Source organism: uncultured Pontibacter sp., assembly GCF_947502515.1.
In the GTDB taxonomy this organism is placed as follows: domain Bacteria; phylum Bacteroidota; class Bacteroidia; order Cytophagales; family Hymenobacteraceae; genus Pontibacter.
In genome coordinates, this window is record NZ_CANNAI010000002.1 from 776,087 (window position 1) to 790,600 (window position 14,514).

At 52.6% G+C, this 14,514-nt stretch carries 12 protein-coding genes; 11 read left to right on the forward strand and 1 reads right to left on the reverse strand.

Annotation, left to right across the window (positions count from 1 at the left end):
• Positions 1 to 99 precede the first annotated feature (99 nt).
• The 3 genes from Q1A54_RS08060 (at position 100) to Q1A54_RS08070 (ending at position 2,488) form a co-directional block, all read left to right on the forward strand.
• On the forward strand, positions 100 to 624 hold the full coding sequence (locus Q1A54_RS08060) for a DUF2911 domain-containing protein (RefSeq protein ID WP_196117800.1): 525 nt from the start codon (positions 100 to 102) through the stop codon (positions 622 to 624).
• A 70-nt stretch (positions 625 to 694) separates the two neighbouring features.
• Positions 695 to 1,549, forward strand: coding sequence for a membrane or secreted protein (locus Q1A54_RS08065; RefSeq protein WP_299986568.1), 855 nt, complete (start codon positions 695 to 697; stop codon positions 1,547 to 1,549).
• Between the two features lie 78 nt (positions 1,550 to 1,627).
• Positions 1,628 to 2,488, forward strand: coding sequence for a restriction endonuclease (locus tag Q1A54_RS08070; RefSeq protein ID WP_299986570.1), 861 nt, complete (start codon positions 1,628 to 1,630; stop codon positions 2,486 to 2,488).
• A 65-nt stretch (positions 2,489 to 2,553) separates the two neighbouring features.
• Here Q1A54_RS08070 and ppsA read toward each other — a convergent pair whose 3' ends face one another.
• Complete coding sequence (gene ppsA / locus Q1A54_RS08075; RefSeq protein WP_299986572.1) at positions 2,554 to 4,956, reverse strand: phosphoenolpyruvate synthase; 2,403 nt, start codon at positions 4,954 to 4,956, stop codon at positions 2,554 to 2,556.
• Positions 4,957 to 5,269: 313 nt separating this feature from the next.
• Between ppsA and Q1A54_RS08080 the strand changes: the two genes are divergently transcribed.
• The 8 genes from Q1A54_RS08080 to nuoH all read left to right on the forward strand — a co-directional run bounded on the left by Q1A54_RS08080 (position 5,270) and on the right by nuoH (position 14,349).
• Positions 5,270 to 5,707, forward strand: a complete 438-nt coding sequence (locus Q1A54_RS08080) for a CBS domain-containing protein (protein WP_196117792.1) — start codon at positions 5,270 to 5,272, stop codon at positions 5,705 to 5,707.
• Positions 5,708 to 5,738: 31 nt separating this feature from the next.
• The gene (locus tag Q1A54_RS08085) at positions 5,739 to 6,173 is read left to right on the forward strand and encodes an NADH-quinone oxidoreductase subunit A (protein ID WP_196117790.1); all 435 of its coding nucleotides are present in this window, start codon (positions 5,739 to 5,741) and stop codon (positions 6,171 to 6,173) included.
• 98 nt (positions 6,174 to 6,271) lie between these two features.
• Positions 6,272 to 6,910 carry an NADH-quinone oxidoreductase subunit NuoB gene (nuoB, locus tag Q1A54_RS08090; RefSeq protein WP_196117788.1) on the forward strand — a complete coding sequence of 213 codons (639 nt, stop codon included), beginning with the start codon at positions 6,272 to 6,274 and terminating at the stop codon, positions 6,908 to 6,910.
• Between the two features lie 20 nt (positions 6,911 to 6,930).
• On the forward strand, positions 6,931 to 8,679 hold the full coding sequence (gene nuoC, locus Q1A54_RS08095; protein WP_299986576.1) for an NADH-quinone oxidoreductase subunit C/D: 1,749 nt from the start codon (positions 6,931 to 6,933) through the stop codon (positions 8,677 to 8,679).
• 220 nt (positions 8,680 to 8,899) lie between these two features.
• A complete protein-coding gene (gene nuoE, locus Q1A54_RS08100) occupies positions 8,900 to 9,364 on the forward strand; it encodes an NADH-quinone oxidoreductase subunit NuoE (protein WP_299986578.1) in 465 nt (154 codons plus the stop codon).
• Between the two features lie 19 nt (positions 9,365 to 9,383).
• The gene (nuoF, locus tag Q1A54_RS08105; RefSeq protein ID WP_299986580.1) at positions 9,384 to 10,685 is read left to right on the forward strand and encodes an NADH-quinone oxidoreductase subunit NuoF; all 1,302 of its coding nucleotides are present in this window, start codon (positions 9,384 to 9,386) and stop codon (positions 10,683 to 10,685) included.
• Complete coding sequence (nuoG, locus tag Q1A54_RS08110) at positions 10,667 to 13,402, forward strand: NADH-quinone oxidoreductase subunit NuoG (protein WP_299986582.1); 2,736 nt, start codon at positions 10,667 to 10,669, stop codon at positions 13,400 to 13,402. The genes nuoF and nuoG overlap by 19 nt, the downstream gene beginning before the upstream one ends.
• Positions 13,372 to 14,349: an NADH-quinone oxidoreductase subunit NuoH gene (gene nuoH / locus Q1A54_RS08115; RefSeq protein WP_299986584.1), complete on the forward strand. Its 978-nt coding sequence runs from the start codon at positions 13,372 to 13,374 to the stop codon at positions 14,347 to 14,349. The genes nuoG and nuoH overlap by 31 nt, the downstream gene beginning before the upstream one ends.
• The last annotated feature ends 165 nt before the right edge of the window (positions 14,350 to 14,514 follow it).

Here is a 14,514-nt window from a genome sequence, read left to right on the forward strand (position 1 = left end):
ATTTCAACCACAAGCATTAAACCATTTTTTTGCAATGCAGTCTATATTTTTAACTATCTTAGCCAAGCATTTAAGTATCATAATTTCGTTTCAGTATCTATGAAGATTAGCTTCCATTTTGTAAAACACATGCTGGTTTGGGTCCTTTTGTTAGGTCCGATGCTGGTAATGGCGCAAAACGGCAACAGAAATAACCGGCCTAGTCCACCCGCGACAGCTTCCGGTAAAATAGGCGACGCCCTGGTGACCATCGATTACAGCAGCCCTGCCGTGAAGAACCGCAAGGTATGGGGTGAGCTGGTACCTTACGGCAAGGTATGGCGTGCCGGTGCCAACGAGGCTACCACGATCGAGTTTAGCAGGGATGTACTGGTGGAGGGTCGTCACCTGGCGAAGGGCAAATACAGTCTCTATACCATACCTGGCGAAAACCAGTGGACCGTGATCTTCAACAAAGCCACAGGTCAGTGGGGTACGGAGTACGATGAAAGGCAGGATGCGCTGCGGGTGAATGTGAAGCCACGCAACACAATGGCCATGCACGAGCGCCTCTCCTACCATGTTGTCCGCAACGGCATTTTGATGCGTTGGGAGAAGCTGGAGCTGCCAGTCAAGATAAAGTAACTAAAATAGAAAAGCCGCCTATACCTTGTATCTGCGGCTTTTTTTATGTCAAACACATACCGATACGACCATGATAAAACTACTGAAAAACACGTCAATAGCCGGATGGGCTATTATGCTCCTACTCGGCTGCGCCGGCACTTCCACTACTGCGCCATCTGATCAGTCAGCCACCGCTACCGCTACATCCAGTTCAACAGCCACTGCTACGGCTAGTGAAGGTGGAACAACGCAAACCACTAGTGCTTCTCAAAATGATGCGCAGCAAGCCACACAGCTGGAAGGTGCCTGGCGAACAACCGACGGACAGGGCAATGAGGTAGTGATGCTCGTGCAGGATGGCTTCTTTACAATCGCGCGATTCAACCAACAGAACAAACAATTCCTGGGCACGACCGGCGGCACTTACACTGTTTCAAACGGTAAGTTTAGCATCCGGCAAGAGTTTAATACCCTCGACTCCACCCAAGTAGGCACCACAGCTTCAGCGGACTACAAACTCGAGAACGACCAGTGGACGATGAGCAAAGATGGGTTAACCGACACCTGGAACCGCATCAATGAAAGCAATAGTAATTCTCCACTGGCAGGTACCTGGCGCATCACAGGCCGGGAACGGGATGGAGAAATGCAAACCATGCGCCCCGGTCCGCGCAAAACACTGAAAGTACTCTCCGGCACCCGCTTCCAGTGGATCGCCTTCAACTCCGAAACAGGCCAGTTCTCCGGTACAGGTGGCGGCACATACACTGCCGAAAATGGGAAGTATACCGAAAACATCGAGTTCTTTTCACGCGACAGCAGCCGTGTAGGCATGTCACTCTCCTTTAACTTTGAGGTGAAAGACGGTAACTGGCACCACTCCGGCCAAAGCAGTACCGGCAACCCAATCAACGAGGTCTGGTCCCGCATCTCCAAAGATTAATCCGGTCAGGTATGGCAAGTATGTATTGTATATCTGCCATGCTTTCCTGAACTTGACTGCCAGATATCTAAGCATACTATGGAAGATACCCTGGAGCAACTGGTCGTGACAAAAGCGTCAGGCGAAAAAGTACTTTTCTCGGTCGGCAAACTCCGGCACTCGCTTCGCAAATCCGGTGCCGACGAGCGTCAGGCAGATGAAGTTCTTCGCCAATTGGCCCCAGAACTTACCTCCGGTATTTCAACCCGTAAGATCTACCGCAAAGCCTTCGGGATCCTCAGGCGTCTTTCCAACACTGCAGCCGCACGCTACAGCCTGAAACAGGGTATTATGCAATTGGGTCCCTCAGGTTTTCCTTTCGAGAAGTTCGTAGCGGAGATACTGCGGGCACAGGGCTATACTACCGAGATTGGGGTATTTGTAGACGGCCACTGCGTGCGACACGAAATAGATGTGATTGCGTTAAAGGACGGAAAACGAGCCATGATCGAGTGCAAGTACCACAACATGCACCGCAACAAATCGGACGTGAAGGTTCCGATGTATATCCAGTCCCGCTTCAAGGACGTGGAGAAGGTATGGCCATCGGAACACGAGTACGAGATCCGCTTTCATGAGGTCTGGGTGATGACGAACACCCGTTTCACAGAAGACGCTATCCGCTTCGCCAGCTGCATGCAAATGCGCCTGATTGGTTGGGACTATCCTGCCAAAGGTAGCCTGAAAGATTTGGTGGATTCATTTCATCTCTACCCCCTCACCTGCCTCACGACCCTTACCAATTCTGAAAAACAGCGCCTGCTCGACCAGAAGATCGTGCTCTGCAGTGAACTGCTGCACGAGGAAGAACTGCTGCAAAGTATAGGACTGCGAGACGATCGAGCCAAACGTGTGCTCAAGGAAGTAGAGAATCTCTGCAACGGCATGTATAGAAAGTAAAACCTGGCACTTAGCAACACTTTATCTGTAGTGTCCACAGGTATAGAACGACAAAGAGTAAGCTTCTAACGCTTCTGCTTCTCTGCCTCCAGCATATTCTCCAGTCCCTTGAAAAATGCGTCCGGGTTAAAGGAAATGCTGTCGATGCCGTGCTCCACTAAAAAGGCCGCAAATTTAGGATAATCACTCGGAGCCTGCCCGCATAAACCGACTTTCGTGCCCGTCTTTTTAGCTTTCTGCAGGGTCATGACAATCAGCTGCTGCACTGCCTGGTCAAATGGAGAGAAGATATCGCTGAGCAGACCGGAATCTCGGTCGGCACCGAGTGTCAGTTGCGTCAGGTCGTTGGAGCCTATGGAAAAGCCGTCGAAATGTTCGGCAAATTCCTCAGCCAGCAAAGCGTTGCTCGGTATCTCAACCATCACGTATACCTCCAGTTCGTTTTCTCCTCTTTTCAGACCATTGTCAGCCAACAAGTCGATCACTTTCTTTCCCTCTTCAACGGTGCGGCAAAAAGGGATCATCAGTTTTACATTGGTCAGCCCCATCTCTTCACGCACCTTTTTCATGGCGCGGCATTCCAGTTCGAATCCTTCCTGGTATAGCTTATGATAATAGCGGGATGCTCCCCGCAGCCCGATCATCGGGTTGGCTTCGTCGGGCTCAAACTGCCGTCCACCAATCAGGTTGGCATACTCATTGGACTTAAAATCACTCATTCGCACGATCACATCTTTCGGGTAAAACGCCGCAGCGATAATGCCGGTGGCTTCAGCCAGCTTGTCTACAAAATAGTCCGCTTTGTTTGGGTAGTGGTGCGTGAGTTGCTCTATTTTCTCACGAGCTTCTTCGCTCTCCACTTTATCAAAATGCTTCAGTGCCATTGGGTGAATCTGGATGGAATTATTGATAATGAACTCCATGCGCATTAGCCCTACCCCATCATTTGGAAGAAAAGAATACTTAAAGGCTTGCTCCGGATCACCGAGTATCAGCATAGCCTTGGTCTCGGGCTTGCCGAGTTTGCTCATGTCCGTCTTCTTCTCGTCCCAGTCCAACTTGCCTTCATATACATACCCAGTTTCTCCTCCCGCTGTCGATACCGTTACCTCCTGCCCATCCCGAATTGTTTTGGTAGCATCATCAGTGCCAAGCACAGCAACAGCACCTACCTCTCTTGCTACAATGGCAGCATGGCTGGTTCGGCCTCCTTGTTCTGTGATAATGGCACTCGCTTTTTTCAGGATAGGATCCCAGTCCGGGTCTGTTTTTCGGGTGACGAGCACTTCACCTTCCTGCAATTTGCCACTCTCAGCAGGTGTGTGCAGCACGCGGGCTGTACCTGACACAATGCGGTTGCTCAGGCCTATACCCGAGCAGAGCACCTTGCCCTCCTCTTTTAAGGTATACTCCGTGAAAAAGGCTTCATCCTTGTGCTGACTCTGCACTGTTTCAGGTCTGGCCTGTACAATGTAAAGCTCACCGTTCAGACCATCTTTTGCCCACTCAATGTCCATGGGCTGACCATAATGTTCCTCAATGCGCTTGCCCCATTTCGCCAGCTGCACCACCTCTTCGTCCTTAAGTACAAACTGCTCCTGTCGGTCCGCTGGCGTATCCTTGTTTACGATGGCATCAGTTGGACTCAGCAATTCATTTTCGGATTTTTCGGCGTATACCATGGTTTTAGCTTTACTGCCCAGTTTGCGCGAAATGATCGGCTGTTTGGCTTTGCCGAGCGTTGGTTTAAAGACCACAAACTCATCGGTGTTCACAGCACCCTGCACTACGTTCTCCCCCAGCCCCCAGGAACCGGAAATGACCACGGCATTTTCAAACCCGGTATCCGGATCGAGCGTGAACATAACGCCGGAGCAGGCTTTGTCGGACCGTACCATAGTTTGTATACCTACCGACAGTGCCACCTGCATGTGCTCAAAACCATTGTCAATCCTGTATTTAATGGCTCGATCAGTGAACAGGGAAGCGTAGCTGTGGTGGCATGCTTTGAAAAGGTTCTGGATCCCCCTCACATTGAGATAGGTTTCTAATTGACCGGCAAAACTGGCAGTAGGCAGGTCTTCGGCGGTAGCGCTGCTGCGCACGGCCAACGATATATCCTCTCCGTATTCCGACTTCAGATAGGTATAGCCTTCTTCGATCGCTTCCCGAATGTCCTCCGGAAATTGAGCGTTTAAAATAAGCTCCCGCGCCTGCTCCCCTACTGCCGACAGATTATGAAAATCATTCGTGTCCAGTTTCGCCAGTATATCGGTCAGTCGCTGCTTCAGTTCATTCTGCTCCAGAAAATGCCAATAAGCCGCTGAGGTAGTCGCATAGCCATCAGGCACCCGTATACCTTCCGGATTGAGTTGGTTATACATTTCTCCGAGTGAGGCGTTTTTGCCACCCACACTGCTCAGGTCTTTGTAGCTAATGTCTTTGAAGTGCTTGATAAATGGTTCCATGGCTCGCTGATTTGGGAATAGATTTGATGGCAAAAGGCGGTAATGCCACGATATACATTAGTGATAACGGAAGGCTAAATAGTTGGTTTTAACTTATATACAAACCAATCTATCCTAAGTACCAGAGATAACAATGTGTTGGGTAAGCCGCTTTAAGTCATAACATCAGTTCAAGGAAACCCCTACTAGTAACAAAAAAAGATATATTTATAATATTTTTAAGTAATTTTTAAATAATTCATTGCCTTAATTCTAAACCACTCGTATAACATCCTAACATTCAAGCATATATTACAATAATACAGGAGGTTTTATGGGAACAGTCAGACATATTCTCCAAAAAAAAGGCAACAAGGTGATTTCTGTTGCCCCTACCAGCACCGTCTACAGTGCCCTTGAAACCATGGTGGAGCAAAACGTGGGTGCACTCATCGTGATGGACAATGGTAAGTTTGCCGGCATGTTTACTGAGCGCGACTATGCCCGAAAAGTCATCCTCAAAGGAAAAGCCTCCCGCGATACGCTTGTTCAGGAAATTATGAGCGAGCATCCCGTCACTGTCACTCCAGACACAACACTGGAGCAGTGTATGGTACTCATGACCCAGAAATACATACGTCACCTGCCCGTGTTTGAAAATCAGGAACTGGTCGGATTGGTGTCGATCGGTGACATTGTAAAATGTATGATGGATGAACAAAAGTGCATTATCGAGGACCTCGAACACTATATAACCGGGCACCACGAGTAGGTAGCCCGGATATCATTTATTAGGAGAAACCATGCAGGAAACAGCCGAAACAACCACATTACTGTGGCCACTGGTGGTCTATGGTGCCATCGTGCTAAGTCTGGTATTGCTGATACTGGGCTTGTCGTATGTGCTCGGGCAGCGCGGACATGGTCGTGCCGTTGGTGAGCCCTATGAGGGCGGTATCGTCAGTGCCGGAGGTGCCCGCATCCGATTCTCCTCTCAGTTTTACATGGTGGCCATGATGTTCGTGATTTTCGATGTGGAAACCATCTTTATTTTTTCCTGGGCCATTGCTTTCCCTGAGCTGGGCTGGTATGGCTATTTCGGCGTACTCGTCTTTATTGGGATGCTGGTAGTGGTGCTGGTATACGAGTGGCGAAACGGCGCCCTGGATTTCGGTCCGGATGGCAAGAAGATACTGGCTGCCTATAAGCGTATGCTACGGGAGCCGAGTTTGAATTGATAGAGTAATCTTGCCGGAAGCTTTGTATGGGGTACCTATACCTAAATTGATACTTTATCTTGAGCTTTTGACCAATGTTGTAACTAACACCCTACAATATGAAATGGTGGCTAAGCAAACCGGATGAACCTGCCAATGCTGTGACAGGCACAAGCTCCTACGAAGAGACCGTGCAGCAGAGCATCATGCTCACCACGCTTCAGGACCTGATCGCCTGGGGCCGCAAGAACTCGATGTGGCCTTTCCACTTCGGGTTGAGCTGCTGCTTCGTGGAGATGGCCACCAGCATGACGCCTAAATACGATGTGGCCCGTTTTGGTGCCGAGGTAATCCGAGGCACCCCAAGAGAAGCTGATGTGATGATCATCGCAGGCACCGTCTTCATCAAAATGGCCCCCATCATCAAGCGACTGCACGAGCAGATGATGGAACCGAAATGGGTCATCTCCATGGGCTCCTGTGCCAACTCCGGCGGCATGTACGATATCTACAGCGTGGTCCAGGGCGTTGACAAATTCCTGCCCGTGGATGTATACGTCCCCGGCTGCCCTCCCCGACCGGACGCCTTTATGGAAGGCCTGATGCTTTTGGCAGAACGGGTAGGCCAGGAACGCCGGCCACTCAGCTGGACCATTGGCGAACAAGGCGTGATCCGGCCGGAGAAAATAGAGGTGAAAGAAAGGAAAAAAGAACGCTGGAGTCAAATGAATGAGTTTAGGTCTCCGGATGAAATATAACCTCTAAACAGCCTCCTCCCATGAACAACAACAGCGGCATACTGGAGCAACTCAAGTCGCGGTACGGCGAAGATACGTTCAAAGTCCAGACCACCCGGGATGAAATCCTCACCCTCTGGCTTCCTGTGGACCACGTGCCGGAAGTGCTCAAATTCCTGAAGCACGACCTGCCTCAGCCCTTCCTCCTCCTCTTCGACCTGACGGCCATTGACGAACGCACCCGCAAACCTGAAAACGGCCATATACCCTACAGCTTTACGCTCATCTACCACCTCTTCTCTTTTGAGCGCAACACCTTTATCAGACTAAAAGCCGGCCTCCGGGAAGACTTTCCGAAAGCACCCAGCATAAGCGGACTCTGGCAAAACGCCAATTGGTACGAGCGCGAGGTATACGACATGTTCGGCATCCGCTTCGAAGGTCACCCGCACCTCTCCCGCATCCTGATGCCGCGCACCTGGGTCGGACACCCGCTCCGTAAAGAGCACCCGGCACGAGCTACCGAGATGGGTCCTTTCCAGCTGTATGACGACAAGATAGACCTCGAGCAATCAGCCCTGCAGTTCAAGCCTGAAGAGTGGGGACTGCAACGCCAGAGCGACGACAGCGATTTCATGTTCCTCAATATCGGTCCGCAACACCCAGGCACGCATGGTGTGCTGCGCATCATCCTGCAACTTGACGGTGAGGACATCGTGGATGCTATACCGGATATCGGCTTCCATCACCGTGGGGCAGAGAAAATGGGCGAGCGCCAGTCCTGGCATACCTACATCCCCTATACCGACCGGGTCGATTACCTCGGCGGCGTAATGAACAACCTGGCCTATCTGCAGGCAGTGGAGCAATTGGCAGGTATAGAAGTGCCGGAGCGCGTGAAGTATATCCGGGTGATGCTCTGCGAACTCTTCCGGATTGCGAGTCACCTCGTATGGTATGGCACCTTTGCGCAGGACGTGGGGCAGCTCTCGCCCGTGTTCTACATGTTCACCGACCGCGAAAAGATATTTGACATCATCGAAGGCATTTGTGGCGGCCGCATGCACCCGAATTGGTTCCGCATTGGCGGTGTAGCACAGGATCTGCCCAAAGGCTGGGAACAGCTGGTGCAGCGATTCCTCGATTACTTCCCAAAGCGCATCAAGGAATACGATAACATGGTCATGAAGAACAGCCTCTTCAAAGCCCGTACGGTAGGTATAGGCATCTTCACCAAAGAAGAAGCGATAGAATGGGGCGTGACCGGACCAAACCTGCGTGCCTGCGGCTTTGAGTGGGATTTCCGCAAAATGCGCCCTTACTCCGGCTACGAACTGTTCGACTTCGAAGTACCCACTGCCAGCAACGGCGACTGTTACGACAGAGCCGTGGTGCGGGTAGCCGAAATGCGTCAGAGTCTGCGCATCATCGAGCAGTGCGTGAAGAACATGCCGGCGGGTCCGTACAAGTCCGACCACGCCATAACAACGCCCCCTATCAAGCAAAACACCATGCACGATATCGAGACGCTGATTACCCACTTTTTAGGCGTGACCTGGGGACCCGTTATTCCACCCGGAGAAGCGATGAGCTGCATAGAGGCGACCAAGGGAGCCAACGGCTACTATTTGACCAGTGACGGGAATACTTCCCCTTACCGGGTTCGAATCCGCACTCCCTCGTTCCCACACATGCAGATGCTCCCCTACATTACCAGAGGATATACTGTAGCAGACTTGCTCTCGATACTCGGAGCGATGGACTATGTACTGGCAGATATTGACAGGTGATTTTTGATTGAGTGATGGAGTGATGGAGTGATTGAAATATATCTGTAGGGACAGGTCGCGACCTGTCCGAATCGTGCACGAATTTATTTGTCAGAATCAGGATTTACAGGATTAAAGGATTGACAGGATTCTCAACATTAATTATTCAGAAGATTAATCCTGAAAATCTTTCCTGTAAATCCTGATTCAGACAATGTAACCTTTTAACCATTCAACCAAAATGCTCACAGCCGAAGAAAAACACAAAATCGACCACGAAATCAGTCTGGTACCTTCGCCGAAGAATGCGTGTATCGAAGCGCTGAAAATCGTGCAACAAAGCCATGGCTGGGTGTCGGACGAGAGCCTGCAGGATGTGGCGGACTATGTAGGGATGTCGCCTGCGGAACTCGATAGTGTGGCCACTTTCTACAATCTGATTTTCCGCAGACCGGTGGGACGGCACGTGATTTTGGTGTGCGATAGCATCAGTTGCTGGGTAATGGGCTATGAAAGTATACGTGACCAACTCTACCAAAAACTCAACATCAAATACGGCCAGACCACCGAAGACGGCCGCTTTACTATACTGCCAAATTGTTGCCTCGGCACCTGCGACCGTGCCCCTGCCCTTATGATTGACAACGACCTGTACCGTGATTTAACGGTGGAACAACTGGACGAGATTCTGGAAAAGTATACCTAAAACCCAAGCGGGCATACCTATGGAGAAGCCCCTGACCCAACACATTGTCCCCGGACGCGCACCACTCTCGCTCAAAGAGTACGAGCAAGTGGGCGGCTACCAGTCTGTGCGCAAGATTCTCAAAGAGATGGCCCCTGCCGACGTGCAGACTTTGGTGAAAGACTCTGACCTGCGCGGACGTGGCGGTGCAGGCTTTAACACCGGCCTGAAATGGAGTTTCGTACCGATGGGCCCCGAAGCGGCCAAGCCAAAATACCTCGTGGCCAACGCCGATGAGATGGAGCCCGGCACCTTCAAGGACCGCGTGCTTTTGGAAGGAAATCCGCACCAGCTGATAGAAGGAATGATTGTGGCGGCCTACGCCATCGACGCCAGCATTTCCTACATCTTCATGCGCTGGGCTTACAAAGTGGCGGCCCGGGAAATCATCAAGGCCCTTGCTGAAGCCTACGAAGCGGGTTATCTGGGAGAGAATATTCTGGGCTCGGGCTTTAGTCTGGATATGCACCTACACACCGGCGTGGGCAGGTATATGTGCGGTGAGGAAACGGCTTTGCTCAATGCATTGGAAGGCAAACGGGCCAACCCACGTGCCAAGCCGCCTTTCCCGCAGGTGAGCGGTTTGTTTGGCAAGCCGACCATCGTGAACAACGTGGAGACGCTTTGCTGTCTGCCGCACATCATCAATAACGGCGCGGAGTGGTTCAAGGGCTTGAGCAAGACGCAGGACGCAGGTACCAAGCTCTACGGCATTAGCGGCCGTGTGAAAACGCCCGGTTGCTGGGAGCTGCCGTTGGGTACTACCATCCGCGAACTGATTGAAGAGCACGGCGGCGGTATGCAGGATGGGTATCTCTTTAAAGGACTTTTGCCGGGCGGTGCTTCTACGGATTTTCTGGTGGAAGAGCACCTCGATCTGCCCATGGATTATACCGCCATCCAGGCAGCCGGCAGCCGCATGGGTACGGGCACCATGATCATTCTCGACGACCAGACCTGCCCTGTTGGTTTCGTGCACAACCTGCAACATTTCTTTGCGCAGGAGTCCTGCGGATTCTGTACGCCTTGTCGCGAGGGACTGCCTTGGGTTGAGAAGATATTGCTCGCCATCGACAAAGGCGAGGGCAAACCCGAACACCTCCTCACACTCGACTTCCATACCAAATACCTCGGCCCCGGCAACACGTTTTGCGCACTCGCACCCGGCGCCATGGAACCTCTGCAGAGCGCCCTGAAATACTTCAGAGAGGATTTTGAACGGCACATTCACGAACACCACTGTCCCTGGAGCAAAGCGAAAGTATGGCAACCATCTATATAGACGACAAACCCTACGAAGTACCCACCGGCAAGAATTTGCTGGAGGCCGTCCTCACCCTCGGCAAGGACCTCCCCTACTTTTGCTGGCACCCGGCCATGGGCTCCATCGGCGCTTGTCGCCAGTGCGCTGTAAAAGTATACAAGGATGAAAACGACACTAAGGGCAAGCTCTTTATGTCGTGTATGGAACAGGTGCGCGACGGCATGCGCCTTTCCATTGCCGATATGGAAGCCAAAGAATTTCGCGCGCACGTCATCGGTTGGCTGATGACCAACCATCCGCACGACTGCGCCGTGTGCGACGAAGGCGGCTCCTGCCACCTGCAGGATATGACCGTGATGACGGGCCACAATTACCGGGCTTACCGTTTCGACAAACGCACCTACATCAACCAGTATCTCGGCCCGTTCATTAACCACGAAATGAACCGCTGCATCCAGTGCTACCGCTGTGTGCGCTACTATAAAGACTATGCCGGCGGAAAGGACCTCGATGTGTTCGCGGCCCACAATCACCTCTACTTTGGTCGCCACGAAGATGGCGTACTGGAGAGTGAGTTCAGCGGCAACTTAGTGGAGGTCTGCCCGACGGGTGTGTTCACCGATAAGACCCTGGAACAACACTATACCCGCAAATGGGACCTTACGATGGCCCCTTCGGTTTGCCACCACTGCAGCCTCGGTTGCAACATTTCGGCAGGCGAGCGCTACGGTACTTTGCGCAACATCACCAACCGGTATAACGGCGAAGTGAATGGCTATTTCCTCTGCGACCGCGGCCGCTTCGGCTACGAGCATGTGAACCATGTCGGCCGAATCCGTAAGCCGCTGGTACGTGCGCAACTGCCTGAAGCCACCGATAAATTGACCGCCCTGCAGGCTGCCGCTGCGGCTTTCCGAACCGGCAGCGTGATAGGCATCGGCTCGCCTCGGGCCTCGCTGGAATCGAACTTCATGCTCAAGACATTGGTCGGTGACGACAACTTCCACCACGGTGTATCCGATACAGAGCACGATTTGGTGGACTTGGCATTAAAAATCCTAAAGGAAGGCGCTGCCCCCACCCCCTCCTTGCGGGAAGTGGAACAGGCCGACGCCGTGTTTATACTTGGTGAAGACCTACTCAACACCGCCCCTATGTTGGCCTTGGCCGTGCGGCAGTCGGTACGTAAGCAACCAGCCCTCGAACACATCTCCAAAGCCAATATTCCGGTATGGCAGGACGCTGCGGTGCGCGAATTAATGCAGGACGAAATGGGGCCGCTTTTCATTGCCACCATCCACGACACCAAGCTCGACGAAATCGCCTCCCATACTAACCACGACTCCCCGGATGCCATCGCGCGACTGGGATTCGCGGTAGCTAACTTTATTCATGCTGATTTCCCGGAAGTACAAGGGTTGAACGAAGATGAACTGCAACTGGCGCGCCAGATTGCAGATTCCTTAATGGCCGCGAAAAAGCCACTGGTAATTTCCGGCACGCACTGCGGCAGCGAACGGGTATTGATGGCTACCGCCAACATCGCTAATGCGCTGGTGGCAAAAGAAAAAGATGCGGGCATTGTGCTCACCCTGCCGGAATGCAACAGCATGGGCCTCGCCATGCTGGGCGGTCACAGACTGGAGTCGGCGTTTGAAGCGATTCTGAACGGCTATGCCGATACGGTAATCATCCTAGAAAACGACCTCTACCGAAGGGCCAACGCAGGTATGGTGACCAATTTCCTGAAGACCGCCAAGCACGTCATCGTGCTCGATCACCTGCACAACGCCACCAGCGAAGAAGCGAACATCTTACTGGCAGCCGGCACTTTTGCCGAAGCGGACGGCACGCTCATTAACAACGAAGGACGTGCGCAGCGCTTCTTTCAGGTATACCCGACTGGCGAAGATCTGCAGGAAAGCTGGCGCTGGCTCGGTGAACTGGGCACTTTGTTGGCCCATGACCGCATCAGTCACTGGCACGGCTACGACGACATCCTGCAGGCCATGGTGAAGGAACAGCCGGAACTGAAAGGCTTGGAAGCCGTCGCGCCGGGCACCGACTTCCGCATTGCCGGACAGAAAATACCGCGGGCACCGCACCGCTTCAGCGGCCGCACCGCTATGCTGGCCAACATCAACGTGAACGAGCCCAAACCACCCGTAGACCCCGACGCGCCGCTTTCCTATACCATGGAAGGCTATCGCGGACAGCCGCCATCGTCCATCATCCCATTCTTCTGGGCACCGGGTTGGAACTCGTCACAGGCTACGAATAAGTACCAACAGGAAGTAGGCGGAAACCTGAAAGGCGGCGACCCGGGTCTGCGCTTAATCAAACCGGATACGGCCAAAACGGAGCCTTATACCCAGACGGTTCCGCAGAGATTCCAGCCGCTGGAAGGCCACCTGTACATGTTGCCGCTCCACCACATTTTCGGCTCCGAAGAACTCAGCATGCACTCCCCACCTATTGTGGAGCGGGCACCGGAGCCTTATGTCTTGCTCAACGAAGAAGACGCCATTTTGATGAAACTGCAGGTGAGCGAGAATCTGAGCTTTACCATCGAAGGACAAGTCTATCAAGTGCCTGTGAAAATCAGTCCGCACATACGCAGCGGCACAGCGGGCCTGCCGGCGGGACTGCCGGGTATACCTTATGCTGAATTGCCTGCGTGGGCCATACTTAACCGAGAACTCAAATGGAAACAGCAACCCCAAACTACTTACTAATCATCGGCGGCGTGTTGTTCGTCATGCTCAACGTGGCGGCGCTGCTTATCTGGGTAGAGCGACGCGGTCTGGCTCTGTTGCAGGACCGCTATGGCCCAAACCGCGCCGGCCCCTTCGGCTTGCTGATTGTGGCGGCCGACTCCATCAAGCTGTTCTTCAAACAGGACTGGATTCCGCCTTTTGCCGACAAGCCTGTGTTCATTCTGGCCCCGGCCATTGTGGTGGTCACGGTGCTGATGTCCTTTGTAGTCATTCCCTTTGCGCCGGGCATAGTCGTGGCCGACCTGAACATCGGTTTGCTGTTCTTTCTGGCAATGTCCTCGATGGGTGCCTACAGTATCATCCTGGGTGGCTGGGCCTCGAACAACAAGTACAGTTTGCTGGGCGCGATGCGTGGCGCGGCGCAAATGATTTCTTACGAAGTATTCATGGGCCTTTCGCTGATGGGTGTGGTGCTGATGGCAGGCTCTTTCAACCTGAGTACCATTGTGGAAGCGCAGCGGGGCTTGTGGTTCGTGGTGCCGCAGATCGTCGGATTCGTCATCTTCTTCATTGCGGGTATAGCCGAAACGCACCGCCTCCCCTTCGATGTGCCGGAAGCGGAAAGTGAACTCGTAGCCGGTTTCCACTCCGAGTATTCGGGTATGAAATTCGGCATGTTCTTCATCGGCGAGTACATGGGCATCACGCTTATCTCCTGCATGATGGTGGTCCTGTTTTTCGGTGGCTGGCTCGGTCCGGACTTCCTGCCACCCATCGTGTGGTTCATCCTGAAAACGGCTTTCTTCCTGATGGTCTTCATCCTGTTAAGAGCTTCCATGCCGAGACCACGCTATGATCAATTGATGGAGTATGGCTGGAAGTATTTGCTGCCGCTGACCTTGCTAAATCTGGTAGTGACGGCGGGGGTGTTGCTTTGGATGAATGATGGGTTTGAGGGAGTTTAAGAGTTGGGGAGTTTGAGAGTTTAGGAATTAGAGAGTTGAGAAACTAGTAACACGAGACTGTCCCCTTGAGGGGACTATAGGGGTGTAAAGCCAGTGGGAAAGAACGTTTCTAAATGCTTAGCCTCCCGGAAGTATGGGCTCAAAAAAGTCTTCTGAGGGGCAGTG

Bases quoted from the DNA above. Each gene is read 5' to 3' on its own strand.
- Q1A54_RS08060 (WP_196117800.1), top strand. From the start codon at position 100: ATGAAGATTAGCTTCCATTTTGTAAAACACATGCTGGTTTGGGTCCTT.
- Q1A54_RS08065 (WP_299986568.1), top strand. From the start codon at position 695: ATGATAAAACTACTGAAAAACACGTCAATAGCCGGATGGGCTATTATG.
- Q1A54_RS08070 (WP_299986570.1), top strand. From the start codon at position 1,628: ATGGAAGATACCCTGGAGCAACTGGTCGTGACAAAAGCGTCAGGCGAA.
- ppsA (WP_299986572.1), bottom strand. From the start codon at position 4,956: ATGGAACCATTTATCAAGCACTTCAAAGACATTAGCTACAAAGACCTG.
- Q1A54_RS08080 (WP_196117792.1), top strand. From the start codon at position 5,270: ATGGGAACAGTCAGACATATTCTCCAAAAAAAAGGCAACAAGGTGATT.
- Q1A54_RS08085 (WP_196117790.1), top strand. From the start codon at position 5,739: ATGCAGGAAACAGCCGAAACAACCACATTACTGTGGCCACTGGTGGTC.
- nuoB (WP_196117788.1), top strand. From the start codon at position 6,272: ATGAAATGGTGGCTAAGCAAACCGGATGAACCTGCCAATGCTGTGACA.
- nuoC (WP_299986576.1), top strand. From the start codon at position 6,931: ATGAACAACAACAGCGGCATACTGGAGCAACTCAAGTCGCGGTACGGC.
- nuoE (WP_299986578.1), top strand. From the start codon at position 8,900: ATGCTCACAGCCGAAGAAAAACACAAAATCGACCACGAAATCAGTCTG.
- nuoF (WP_299986580.1), top strand. From the start codon at position 9,384: ATGGAGAAGCCCCTGACCCAACACATTGTCCCCGGACGCGCACCACTC.
- nuoG (WP_299986582.1), top strand. From the start codon at position 10,667: ATGGCAACCATCTATATAGACGACAAACCCTACGAAGTACCCACCGGC.
- nuoH (WP_299986584.1), top strand. From the start codon at position 13,372: ATGGAAACAGCAACCCCAAACTACTTACTAATCATCGGCGGCGTGTTG.